The 12,337-nt window shown below is 39.7% G+C and carries 10 protein-coding genes; 3 read left to right on the top strand and 7 right to left on the bottom strand.

Features of this window, described 5'->3' with window-relative positions; genetic code table 11:
* Nucleotides 1-18: 18 nt before the first annotated feature.
* From HGR01_RS35815 to HGR01_RS35840, 6 genes are all read right to left on the bottom strand, one after another.
* Complete coding sequence (locus tag HGR01_RS35815) at nt 19-843, bottom strand: hypothetical protein (protein WP_045867571.1); 825 nt, start codon at nt 841-843, stop codon at nt 19-21.
* Nucleotides 844-1,893 (bottom strand): hypothetical protein, encoded by a 1,050-nt coding sequence (locus HGR01_RS35820; protein WP_045867572.1) that lies wholly within the window; start codon nt 1,891-1,893, stop codon nt 844-846. It abuts the gene before it with no gap.
* A 95-nt stretch (nt 1,894-1,988) separates the two neighbouring features.
* Entirely contained in the window at nt 1,989-2,777 is a 789-nt protein-coding gene (locus tag HGR01_RS35825; protein WP_045867573.1) for a hypothetical protein, read from the bottom strand.
* A 20-nt stretch (nt 2,778-2,797) separates the two neighbouring features.
* A complete protein-coding gene (locus tag HGR01_RS35830) occupies nt 2,798-5,545 on the bottom strand; it encodes a hypothetical protein (protein ID WP_045867574.1) in 2,748 nt (915 codons plus the stop codon).
* Nucleotides 5,478-5,870, bottom strand: a complete 393-nt coding sequence (locus tag HGR01_RS35835; RefSeq protein ID WP_045867575.1) for a hypothetical protein — start codon at nt 5,868-5,870, stop codon at nt 5,478-5,480. The genes HGR01_RS35830 and HGR01_RS35835 overlap by 68 nt, the downstream gene beginning before the upstream one ends.
* A gap of 144 nt (nt 5,871-6,014) precedes the next feature.
* Nucleotides 6,015-6,632 (bottom strand): hypothetical protein, encoded by a 618-nt coding sequence (locus HGR01_RS35840; RefSeq protein WP_194007826.1) that lies wholly within the window; start codon nt 6,630-6,632, stop codon nt 6,015-6,017.
* A gap of 67 nt (nt 6,633-6,699) precedes the next feature.
* On the opposite strand from HGR01_RS35840, the gene HGR01_RS35845 reads away from it, so the two are divergent.
* Nucleotides 6,700-6,924, top strand: a complete 225-nt coding sequence (locus HGR01_RS35845; RefSeq protein ID WP_194007825.1) for a hypothetical protein — start codon at nt 6,700-6,702, stop codon at nt 6,922-6,924.
* A 557-nt stretch (nt 6,925-7,481) separates the two neighbouring features.
* A complete protein-coding gene (rsmH, locus tag HGR01_RS35850; RefSeq protein WP_045867576.1) occupies nt 7,482-8,378 on the top strand; it encodes a 16S rRNA (cytosine(1402)-N(4))-methyltransferase RsmH in 897 nt (298 codons plus the stop codon).
* 162 nt (nt 8,379-8,540) lie between these two features.
* On the opposite strand, the gene HGR01_RS35855 is transcribed toward rsmH, so the two are convergent.
* The gene (locus HGR01_RS35855) at nt 8,541-10,019 is read right to left on the bottom strand and encodes a GAF domain-containing sensor histidine kinase (RefSeq protein ID WP_052335030.1); all 1,479 of its coding nucleotides are present in this window, start codon (nt 10,017-10,019) and stop codon (nt 8,541-8,543) included.
* A gap of 1,049 nt (nt 10,020-11,068) precedes the next feature.
* Between HGR01_RS35855 and HGR01_RS35860 the strand changes: the two genes are divergently transcribed.
* Entirely contained in the window at nt 11,069-12,313 is a 1,245-nt protein-coding gene (locus HGR01_RS35860) for an anhydro-N-acetylmuramic acid kinase (RefSeq protein WP_045867577.1), read from the top strand.
* Nucleotides 12,314-12,337 lie beyond the last annotated feature (24 nt).

Below are 12,337 nucleotides of genomic sequence, written 5' to 3' on the forward strand. Positions count from 1 at the left end.
TAAATTAAATAAAATTTCTTATCTAGTAAATGAGCCAGTATTTGGTGATTGTAGACATTGGTTAGATGTAGCACCATTGACGTTATCATAGGCATCTAGCAAACATAAATTCCGCATTTCATAGATTTCTAATCTATCTGTTCTGGTGCTGTATATTGCTTTTTGCATATCCGTCATTTTCTCAGTTTGGGGATAATCAAAATAATCAATAGCCCGCACTAATAAATCTTTATTAAAAGGTACAATTAATCTTTGATTTTCAGACTGTTTAGTTTGAATCAAATCCGCTACCATCCCCACTTCCCACTTCCCTGGTGCAATTTGTTTGGGGGGGTAAATTCTTTTAATGACTAATTTTCCCGAAATAATTTGATTGGAACTATTGGCGAATACCTCTGGTGGTGTCATATCCGCAATTTGACTCAAGAAACCTTTGCGGAAATCTTCAGAAAAGGCAAAACTCGCTATCCAACTACTAGTAGTGACTTTTTGGCTACCACCGGAGGGAGTTCTAATCAGAATTCCTCTGTCTATTTGCGGTTTACTAAATTCTTCAATACTTTGTGGCGGTAATGTTCCCGACCAGTTAAAGACTGCTATCATCGTTTTACTGACGAATTGCCGAATCGCTTCTGGATCCCTGGCTAAATCATCAGTAGCCGTAACAGCTTTACCATCAACCATTTGCACGAAATTTGGCTGTTTGCGGACACTGAGTTTTTGGATATTCAGCCCTTGCAAGATTAAGAATAGTAAAACAAACAGATGCAATCCAAAAGTTGCGATCGCAAATGTTGTCAAAATACTTCCTGTGCGTTGTTTTTTCTCTAATAGCCTGACCATCTATATCCTCTGCTTTACCCATGAAGTTGCATTACTAATGGCGTTAAAGACTGCAAAACCGCCAGCCGCAGCCACCAATAAAGATAAAATTGGTGCCAAAATTCCCAAAAAAATCATGAACCACATTAAATCTGGGTCAGCATTCGCATCTTGCGCCGGGCCGTTAACAATTACGGCAGCTGTTAAAACAGCAGTAATATTAAATGAAATCTTGGCAATTCCTACAGCAATAAACCCAGTCAGCCAAGCAAAAATTGGTTTACCTGCTACAGGTAGTAAGGAACCACCTACCGCTAATGGCCCTAAAGCTGCTATCAGCAACATGGTAGCCTCCATCAAATTTTGGAAGGCATATTGTAAGGAAACTAAAAAGTTCTTAATACTTGTTTGAACTGTAGAACCTAATAAAGCATTAAAGGAAGTTTCCGAAATATTCCCTGTACCATAAGCAATTTGATTGACTTTATTTTCTAACCGTTCAATCCAGGTTTTATTGCCATATAAATTTTTATATTCTTGCCAAAGATTATTAATTTTTTCTGTCGCTTTCGTAAAACATTGTGATTGTTGTTCGCCCTGTAGTGATTGACAAGGACGCAGTAAAGCACCAGCAACTTCTTCTGCAACACTCATATTCAGTGCTTGCTGATAAACAGAGTTAGCATCTGCGGTGGTGACTACTTGCTGGTTAACAGAATTAATAAAGTTGCGAACCCCTAAAGTTAAATTAGCGAGTATACTGCCATTCCCAGCATTATTTAAGAGAATCACCACCACAAACGGCCAAATCATTGATGAAATGGGACGAGAAAATTCGCTCTCCAATACATCCTTTAACCATTGCAATAGAAAAAACAATAAAGTTCCTACCGCAAAAAATATCCCTAAATTAGTTAAAGCCCCATATATATTTTCATTGGGATTACTCTGCAATAAATCTAGCCATTGCTTATCCCAACTTTCGGCAATACTTCTGGCAGTTGTTGCACCATTGCCGATAATATCATCAATCCCTGTTGACGCAGAGATTTGTAAAATATAAAACTGCATAGACCTATCAATCGGCGTTAATCGGCGTTAATCGGCGGTTAATTCTCTTCTTCATCTACATTTATTTTTGAGAAACTTACCCAAAAAAACGGTATTTACTTCTCTTTTCTGCCTAACAAATCTATTTGAGAAGTTGTGCGTAATAGCCGCGCTGCTTCCGCCGCCGAATCAACTCGGCGAGAGCGATTATTTTCATCCATTTGCTGCGAAATATTCGCTAAATTTAAATTAGAATATTGCAAGAAATGGTTGACCTGCATTGTCTGAGCCAGGTTTTCCCCGACTATTTTTGATTGCTCATTTTGAATTCTAATACTTTGCATCTGTAAATTAGATTGACCAGCACTTAAGAGGGCGCTTAAACCAGGGATACCCGCCGCAGCTATTTGGCTAGCCTTTTGCTGCAAATCGTTAATAAAAGTTTGGTTAGTTTCATCTGCTTGCTGGGCGATTTTGGCAATATTTTCGAGGGTATCTTCTGTATTTTGCAATTTGACTTTAGTTCTAATTTGCCCATTCTTACCCAAATTACTTGCTACCGAACTGCGAGTAATTAAGCGGTTGAGTTCATTATTCACTGCTTCAGATTTCAAGACTGGATTATTATCAAATCTATCGGATATCGAGTAGAGAACAATATCATCACCCACCTTTTCGCCTGCAGCAATGGGGTTGGGTAAATTCAGTTGTCCTGTAGAGTTAGTAATGGCATTTTGCGACTGAATTTCTACAGGCTTTAATGTGCCACTCAAGTTATTTTGGAGATATCTTTGTAAATCTCCTGAGTAGGACTGAAAATCAGTTAACACTTGGCCTAATTGCCCCATAGCTGGTAGGGTTACCAGCAATCCTAAACCCAAAGTCAATAAAAGAGTTTTTCGCATAGTTTTTTCCAAGAAATTTTTTAACTTCCACGTAATGAAGCTACTAATTGCCGTGCAAATGCCGAAATTGCTTCATATTTATCGTGGTATTGTTGCATCGCCTGTTGACGTGCAGTTTGTTCGTGGGGGTTGTTAGCCACAACTGCTAATTGTTCGTAACCGGGATAATAGCGACAGAAAGTATAAATGCCGTTATCATCTAGCAACCACTGGCTATAAATTCCTTCTTTACGGGGGAAAAAGCTTTCCGAAGCATTCCGCGCAATAATTTCGCGGGGATATTTCAAAATATTGACAAAACTATCCACTGCAACTGGCTGAATCCGACCAATTAATCTTGTAGTCAAGTTTTGCAAGATTTTAGATGCAGCTGGCGATTTAGCAATTGTATCGGGGTCTTGTGCCGATAAAATCACCCGAATCCCCGCTTTTGCACCGTTAGCGCAAATTCTGCCGACTAAGTTGGCAATTTGGTCAAATTCAAATAAAATTGGGGCTTCGTCAATAAAGAAAATCGAAGCCGGACTGCTGAGTGCGCGTCTTAAGGCGGCAGAATATGCACTTAAGGAAAGTACCGCCGCATCTTCGCTATCAGATAAATTTCGCAGTGCAAATACTAAGAGTTTGGCATCAGTGCGGAAGCTAGAGGGTGTAGAAATCGATTGTCCGACACGACTAGAAAGCCAAAACCGCAAGCGCAGTTGAATTTGACTTAATGCATCCTCAACCCTTCCACTGAGAGAATCAATTTCTAAATGTTCAGGAGAACAGAAAGTGAGAAAATCTTTGAGAGTTGGAGTTCTTTGCCAAGCTGGACTCCCAAACCCGCCAATCATGGCTTCCCGATAACGCTGTTGAATAGTGCGATCGCTAAAGAAGGCTGTTAGTGCTAAGTTAATCAGGGAACGGACAGTTTGTCCGAGTAGCTGGTTTTCTGTAGATGAACCCAACACCATCGTCATCAGGGCCGATTCCAAAAAGGCAGTATAATCGAGCATTCGGTCTCGCTGTTCTTCTGCACTCAAAAAACGCAAGTCTGGTTGCTCAAATAAATTATTTGATTGTTTAGAAATATCGAAATACGCACCATTTTCCTCCATAAACTGGGTGTAATCTGTGAAGGTAGATGTCCCATCTGGTTTAGGAAAGTCTAATGCCACAACGGGGATGTCATGGGCTAAAGCTTGGGTTAAAATCCCTGAGACTAACACTGATTTACCCGCCCGCGTGGTGGCAAATAAAGCTAAATTTTTATGTTGGGTAAATAAATCTAAATGTATAGGGGTACCGCCTTCGGCGGCAATTAATTCAAACCCTTGATTATCTCCTTGTCTTGTGAGTACCAAAGGCATTAATCCCGGTACTTCACTGGTTAAATATAATTGTCTGCGATTGAAGGGTTTAACTAATAACCCTTCCCAAACTATCGGTAAAGATTGCAGCCAAATCTTCCAAGCATATTCTGTTTCGCGAATTACCCTGGCGGGACGTTGAAAACAGTTTTCAATATATCTAGTAGCTTCATCCAACTGTTCGACAGTCGGACGATGCACAAAAATTGCAATCCCCGTATATATGGGGACAGCACCTTCATACAATTGTTCTTGGGCTGCTACAGATTTCTTTAATTTTAATTGGGCATTAACATCAATGGTTCTACTCTTTTCTTGAGCCATGAGTGCCGTCATATTTGACTGTTTCAAGACTCGTTGTAAGGTAGTTTTGACCAATGCCGGATTGGCTGCGGTTAACTGACAAAAAATCTCAGTATCAACTACTGTTTCTCGAGAAAGTAATTCCCATAAATAGCGTAACTGCGAAGTCTTATTTGCCCAGCCACCGGGTTTTTCTAAAAATGTCAGCGCTCCAATATATTTATTATTAACATTCACCCAACGACGGTCTGCACAAGGAACTCCAGACTCCATCAATAGAGTTGTGCTGTGAATATTATCGACTAAAAGTTTAGTGCTGGCTAAATCTGAATAAACTTGCTCATGTAGTCCATTTTCATCCAATATCAGCAATTGGGGAATATCTATCGGTGAAGTATCATTAAATCTCCGCCAAACTTCTCCCCAAAGTTGTTCAGCATTTAAAGGCTTAATATCCAAGCCCATTTTGTTAGATAAAATTTGTTCCCAACGCCCAAAACCTTGTTTATAAGCATTAGTAATTACAGTTTCTAGGCGTTGGTTTTGCACTTCCGCCATATCGCCTTTAAATTTCAACCACCAAGCTTCTGATCTCGCTAACAGTTTTTCAATTAAATCATCAGCTTCTGATGCATTTGGTTCTACAGTATAAGTGACATAAATCCGCAGAAACTTCGGCTTGCGAATCCCCGCATTATTTAATTCTTTGGTTCTGGCTCGTTCTGCCATCAATAAATATTTGATATCTTTTGATGGACTCTTTTTAGCTAAATTGGCTAATTCTTGTTGTCGCTGTTTGTCGTTAATAAATGACCCTAAATGCAGAGTCATTTTTTCACCATTAGGAATATCTTTTAACCCAGCTTCAATATTATCAAAAATCGTATCTATTTGTTCGGATCTTAAAGTCGTATGAATCCCACGACATTCAAACCCAAAAACAAAGCAAAACCTATCTTTTTGCGTTCCTTTAGTTAAAATATAAGCGCCAATATCACGTCGATTGAAACTGACGCGCAGCATAGTTGCTAAATGTAATGCATCTTCAAATGGTGTTAACCGAGTTGCGTTTTCGGCGATACCGATGCTTTGTTTTCCGATTTTTTGCTTCATGATTCACTTCTAACAAGCTTTGATAACGAGCAAAGCCTCTAGTCCAAGCCGGAACACCAACAAATTTACTTAAAAAACTCCAACTCCTCCCACCAGTTAATATCCACCAAGTAGCCATTCCCCAGCCAGCAATTAACACTGTCCATAACCATTTTTGAAATTCGTCTTGGAACAGTCCCCCAAAAATACCATTGATAATAAAGTAAGCAGCTAGTGCAATTACTGTCCAAGGAAAAATTTGGTCTGCGGGTAGCGGCCCTAATGATGGTTGGCTTCCTAAAATTTGATTAACTGGACGAAAGTCTTTATCTGGCTCTTGAGACATCACTAGGTAAAATTAAAGCTAATTTGTTATTTGGTATTTGGAGAGACGCGATGAATCGTGTCTGTACAAGAGTCAAGAGCTAAATATTAATTTGGTAATTTGAATTTTTAACCTCTTGTCTCTATGCTCTAGCTTTTAGCCTCTTTACTTATTAGTATTGCCAATAACAAAGCCTGTTAATACATCCGCAATTGTGACAGCAACTACCACTAACAAAGGAGTTCTAGCAATATTTTGCCAATCTTCGTCTTTACGGACGGCGTTCACTACACCAATCAAAGCAACAGCAATATACAGTAAGTAAAGTGCCCGTAAAACGTTAAATACTAAACTGACTGCGGTCTGAGTACCACTACCGTTACTAGAACCTTGGGTGAGGGTATTTTGAAAAAAGTCCTCAGCTTTCTTAAAAAATTGTGCTTGTGCTGGTGCAGCAAAATAGTCTAGCCAGAATAAACTCAACACAATGACCACAGCTAAGATTTGCAGTGGTATTAAAGATTTAACTGGTAAATCACAGTACTGTCCAATTTTGTGAGTAATGACGGCAATTAAACTTCCTACTAATAAACTAAAAAGTAATATAGGACTCTTCAGGCTAATCACACTTAAAAATACAGCGCAAGCTAGTAAAAAGGGTACTGATTCAACTAGGATCAACCACCAGTATCTAAGTGTCCCTCGGAATTTCGTTCCTACTGTTACTATGCTGCTTGTTAATCTTACAAATAATTCCCTTTGAGGAGCGCTTTGCTTAGACATTTGACTCTTTTCCCAATTGATTATTTACCTCAGATCTGTCTGTCATCCAGAACTTATCATCTCATATATGAGCGATCGCCAGATTTATCGTAAATTTACAGTTGTCAGTTTTGTCAGGCGTGCAAAGCAACACATCATCTGCGTGATAATTTTTGTTCACTATTATAAGTGTAGAAGTGCGATTTCTCATCGCCAGGTATTTTTTGCTGCAAATGTCCATGAAAACCTACATCTCCAAATAGCTGATGAATTTGGTCTCCGCTTCCACACTATTTTTTGTCATCGTTATTGACAAATTCAGTCATGCAAATCCGATCAACAGCAATTTGACTGAACTTAATAGTGAATTCACGGTGGTAAATGCCAAATATCAGGGGAAGTACTTGATAAAAATTAAACTTAAATCTCTTCCCGTACCCTGGAGCTTTAATTCAAGCCTAGTTTAATACCTGGTACTAGTATTTCAAATGAGTACTAATACTCACTAGTATATATGAACATATTGTAAACTGCTACTTATCAAGGCAAATAAAAATCCGCAAATCCCGTGATTGGCAATATGTTACCCCGCTACAGGAGTAATGAAAAAACTTTATCAAATCCTCAAAATTGCAATTTGTTAAGTTTTGTCATTTGTCATTGGTCATTTGTCATTGGTCATTTGTCATTGGTCATTTGTCATTGGTCATTTGTCATTGGTCATTTGTCATTGGTCATTTGCTATTGTCTACCTTATCCCTATAACCCATTACCTATTCCCCATTCCCCATTCCCCATTACCCCTTATCCCCAGAGGGGGCCCCGAGTTCCCCATTCCCCATTCCCCATTCCCCATTCCCCTTTTCCACCATGAACCTAGATTCACAGACACCGCAAGATGCAGAAGAACCGATGTTTTCACATATTCCCGTATTAAGCCGGGAAATTATTGAGGGTTTGGCGGTGCGTCCTGGTGGTCATTATTTAGATGCAACACTAGGCGGTGGTGGCCATAGCCGCTTAATTCTAGAAGCTGCTGAGAACGTACAACTAATAGCAATTGATCAAGATGCGGATGCTTTAGCCGCAGCACAGAAGTATTTAAATGAATATCAAGACCGTGTTAACTTTATTCGCAGCAACTTTGCGGCTTATGATTTTACACAAAGTACCTTTGATGGTATAATAGCCGACTTAGGCGTTAGCTCTTACCATTTAGATACACCAGAGCGCGGTTTTAGCTTTCGTCACGCTGCTAGCTTAGATATGCGAATGGATCAAAGACAGTCATTAACTGCAGCAGATGTAATTAATGATTGGGATGAAGCAGAATTAGCAGATATCTTTTTTAAATACGGTGAGGAAAGATTATCGCGGCGCATTGCCAGACGCATTATCGAAAGGCGACCGTTGCATAATACTGTGGAATTAGCCGATGCGATCGCATCTTGTGTGCCGGCTAAATATCGTTATGGCAGAATTCACCCAGCTACTCGTGTTTTTCAAGCGCTGCGAATTGTTGTCAACGACGAGCTGAAATCCCTAGAAACCTTCTTAGATAAAGCACCAAACGCCCTTGTTCCTGGTGGACGGATTGCAATCATCAGCTTTCATAGCCTAGAAGACCGTTTGGTGAAGCATAGCCTACGCAATTCACCATTATTGCGAGTTTTGACCAAAAAGCCCATCACCGCCCAAGAAGACGAACTCAATCAAAATCCGCGATCGCGATCAGCTAAATTGAGAATAGCGGAGCGGAGGGAGTGAGTGGGATTGGGGACTGGGGATTGGGGAACTCGGGGCCCCCACGACCGGAGGGAGTGGGGATAAGGGGTAATGGGGATTGGGGACTGGGGATGAGGGAGCAGAGGAAGCATGGGAAAAATTTCCATTTCCATGCCCTATGCCCTATGCCCCATGCCCCATGCCCTACTTTTTAAAATATCTCGGTAATTCGATGCGAAATGTGGAACCTTCACCGAGGGTGCTGGTGACGCTGATGGTACCTTGCATCATTTGCACTAATGATTTAGTGATGGCTAACCCTAAACCCATACCTTCATAAAGACGGGTATTACTTTGATCGACTTGTCGGAAACGCTCAAAAATATACTCAATGTCAGCAGGAGCGATTCCAATACCTGTATCTTCAACTGCGATCGCAATTTTATCAGCAGTGATTTCCCAGACTTTTAGTTTAATGCTACCTGCAGCAGTGAATTTAATAGCGTTTAACAACAGCTTGACTAAAACTTGTCTGAGGCGATCGCTGTCGTTGACGATTAAGGGAGAATTGAGATTAATCTCTACTTGCAGATTTAGTGACTTTTCCTCAGCTAGATAACTGTGTTCAGCTAGGGTAGTTAACACCAAAGTCTCTAAATTAAATTCTTCTGTATGAAACGATAGATTACCTGCTTCCGCATGAGCAAAGTAAAGCATATCATCAATAATGGACAATAAATGATTCCCATTATTGAAAATGCGTTGGATCATCTCCGTTTGTAACTCAGATAAGGTAGAGTTACGCTGACGTAACAACACCTGTGATAATCCCAAAATCACGTTCAGGGGTGTGCGGAGTTCATGGGAAGTGATAGCTAAAAATTGGGACTTTAACTCGCCTGTTTCTACAAGTTGTTGGTTTTTTAGCTGAATTTGCTGGTGAATTTTTTCCAGTTCGAGATTTTGCGCTAAGAGAATCTCGTTTTGTCTGGCTAAACGTTCTTCTCTTTCTTCTAAAACTTGGAGCATGATCGTATTATTGATTGCGATCGCTGCTACCTCAGCTATTACATCTAAAAGGTGTTGTGCAGCAGTATTAAATGCATAGGGATTTTTCCAGTTACCAATTGCCAGAACTCCCAATTTGCCAGCTTGTACCGACTTAATTGGTACAGCATACATTGATGCAGGTGTGACAGATGGTAAGACTGGGACGCAAGGAAAAAATGGACATGAGGAAAAGCCGTCAATTACACAGTCTTTATGTACCTGGCTTGCTTGATATATCTGGGATATACCTGTAGCAAATACTTGAGCTAGTAACCCTGACTTAGTATTGAAAGGTTGATCGTAGGAGATTGATTCTTGTTGCTCACCCCACAACTTATCACCAATATCTAAAGAGTTATTGAGTTTGAGAATATGTAGATTTTCTGCACTAATGCCTGTTGTGGTGATTAATTCTAATTGTTGCGATTGGGCATTATATAGGGCTATCAAACAAAATTGAGCAATATCAACGATATTACATGCTTCCCTAGCTATCACCTCTAAGAGGTCGGGTAAATGTGTGATTTGCTGGTTGGTGATATTAGTTAGCATCTGAAGTATCCCCAGTTGTTGAGGTAATTGGGGAGAGATGGGTTTATTCCCTATATCGGTGTGCTGTCCAGTTAAAATCATAATTGCCTAATGGCTATTTATTTCCATATATGTTGCATCTGGCTCTCTCTCAGCGATTTTTATTGAAAAATCTGCTTCCAAAATGACATTTTTTCCACCTAGGCTTTAATTAATTTTGGGTTGAGGATAATTTCAACAATATTCACTTCGCAGACGCATAAAGGCTCATCCTAAATATAGCTTTTCCCAACTTAAGGAGGTAGCTTTTTAAAGCTAGTAACTTTGTGAAACAAGATTTTATTAACCTCAGTATGCTTAAGAAAAACTACCAATTTTTTCTTGGAATTATCTGGGTATTGATGATCGCATTTTGCGCCAGCTTGCTTGCATTCGCAATCAGTTACTATCTCTTTATTGCATAAGCGTTCTCCAAGATGTTCTCTAATCGGCTCATTAATTTTTCGTAGATGCCGATTATTTTATCAATTTCTTGCGATTATTACCTTATCTTTTTATCAGTGGTTATACTGATTTTTTAATTTAATTTTCTTTATCTATTATTCCAAAAATATAGATTTTTATGTAAATCAACTAAAATTTATCTGATAATTTTTGCTGTTCAATATAGACAAAGCTTTAATTTTGAAATATATTGGAATAATTTTTATATAAAAACTGTATTTATTAATCAATAACTATTGTTATCTATTTCAAAACTATATAGTTATAGCAGCTATATATGATTTGTGAAAATAGAGATGCTTAGATACTCTAATTATTGAAAATTGTGGGTATCTTGTGATTCACAGATTATTAATTATTGCTGTTATTGATCAGCATTGACATGAAAAATTTGCTAATTAATTCGCTGTTCACAGATAGGAATCACATTTTATTTTTGCGGAGCGAGTCTGTTCTCTCTTACCTGTTAAGACTTTCTTGCCTATCGCACAGGCGCTGCGCGAAACGCACCATGTAAATAATTTCTCTCAATCAAATCAGAGCAGAAAGAATAACTAATGGCAGAGGATATAGGAACGTGGCTCTTTTGACATAGGCAGTAGCATCCATTAAACTACCCCTTGCAAATCAAAACAGAATTTCTGCTAATGCATTCCACTGAACAAACTGCTGTGCCCACTCGCGTTATTGGTCTAATCAGTGGCACGTCTGTAGATGGTATAGACGCTGCCTTGGTAGAGATTACTGGTAAGGATTTAGATCTCAAAGTCGAGTTATTAGCCGGAGAAACATATCCTTACCCCCCCAATCTCAGAGAAAAAATTTTAGCAGTTTGTGCTGGGGAAGCTATCTCAATGGCAGAATTGGCAGAAATAGATGATGCGATCGCCTTTGCTTTTGCTCAAGCTGCCCAAAATATTCAAATTGGTCATCAAAGCGCTACTTTAATCGGCTCTCATGGTCAAACAGTTTACCATCGGCCACCCGTGGATTGGGGACTGGGGACTGGGAAGACAAGGGGACAAGGAGACGAGACAGAAATCACAAATTACCAATTACCCATTACCCAATCCAAATCTCTAGGTTATACCTTACAAATTGGTCGTGGTGCTTTAATTGCTCATCTTACGGGAATTACTACTGTGAGTAATTTCCGTGTTGCGGATATTGCGATTGGTGGACATGGTGCGCCTCTGGTTCCTAGAGTTGACGCTTATTTACTCAGCCATCCCCAGGAGGCGCGTTGTGTTCAAAATATTGGTGGTATTGGTAATGTTGCTTATCTACCCCCTCGCCGTGATGATTGGCTGGAGAAAATTCGCGGCTGGGATACTGGCCCAGGAAATAGCCTGTTAGATTTGGCTGTACAGCATCTAACTAACGGTGCTAAAACATACGATGAAAACGGACAGTGGGCAGCAAGCGGTAATCCTTGTCAGCCCTTAATAGAACAATGGTTGACCCAAAATTACTTTCATCTCCCACCCCCAAAATCTACAGGTAGAGAGTTATTTGGTGTAGCTTATTTGCAACAGTGTTTACAAGATGCTGAAGCCTATCAACTTAGCCCAGCAGATTTACTAGCCACCCTTACAGAACTGACAGCCGCAACTATCGCTGAAAGTTACCGGAATTTTTTACCGCAATTACCCGATCGCATCCTATTATGTGGTGGTGGTAGTCACAATCTTTATTTAAAGCAGCGTTTACAGTCATTATTGCCATCTGTACCAGTCATGACTACCGATGAAGTTGGTTTAAATGCAGATTTTAAAGAAGCGATCGCCTTCGCAGTTTTAGCCTATTGGCGACAATTAGGTATTCCTGGTAACCTACCTAGCGCTACTGGCGCACCTCACGAAGTCCTTCTAGGAGAAATTTCCCCTACTTAATAATGTTTCAGTTTAAAGTTTATA

It is taken from the genome of Tolypothrix sp. PCC 7712, from assembly GCF_025860405.1.
Taxonomy (GTDB): domain Bacteria; phylum Cyanobacteriota; class Cyanobacteriia; order Cyanobacteriales; family Nostocaceae; genus Aulosira; species Aulosira diplosiphon.

What these genes read in the sequence shown, in the direction of transcription:
- HGR01_RS35855 (WP_052335030.1), bottom strand. Translation starts at nt 10,019, where the DNA reads ATGATTTTAACTGGACAGCACACCGATATAGGGAATAAACCCATCTCT.
- HGR01_RS35825 (WP_045867573.1), bottom strand. Translation starts at nt 2,777, where the DNA reads ATGCGAAAAACTCTTTTATTGACTTTGGGTTTAGGATTGCTGGTAACC.
- HGR01_RS35830 (WP_045867574.1), bottom strand. Translation starts at nt 5,545, where the DNA reads ATGAAGCAAAAAATCGGAAAACAAAGCATCGGTATCGCCGAAAACGCA.
- HGR01_RS35840 (WP_194007826.1), bottom strand. Translation starts at nt 6,632, where the DNA reads ATGTCTAAGCAAAGCGCTCCTCAAAGGGAATTATTTGTAAGATTAACA.
- HGR01_RS35820 (WP_045867572.1), bottom strand. Translation starts at nt 1,893, where the DNA reads ATGCAGTTTTATATTTTACAAATCTCTGCGTCAACAGGGATTGATGAT.
- HGR01_RS35815 (WP_045867571.1), bottom strand. Translation starts at nt 843, where the DNA reads ATGGTCAGGCTATTAGAGAAAAAACAACGCACAGGAAGTATTTTGACA.
- HGR01_RS35860 (WP_045867577.1), top strand. Translation starts at nt 11,069, where the DNA reads ATGCATTCCACTGAACAAACTGCTGTGCCCACTCGCGTTATTGGTCTA.
- HGR01_RS35835 (WP_045867575.1), bottom strand. Translation starts at nt 5,870, where the DNA reads ATGTCTCAAGAGCCAGATAAAGACTTTCGTCCAGTTAATCAAATTTTA.
- HGR01_RS35845 (WP_194007825.1), top strand. Translation starts at nt 6,700, where the DNA reads ATGAGCGATCGCCAGATTTATCGTAAATTTACAGTTGTCAGTTTTGTC.
- rsmH (WP_045867576.1), top strand. Translation starts at nt 7,482, where the DNA reads ATGAACCTAGATTCACAGACACCGCAAGATGCAGAAGAACCGATGTTT.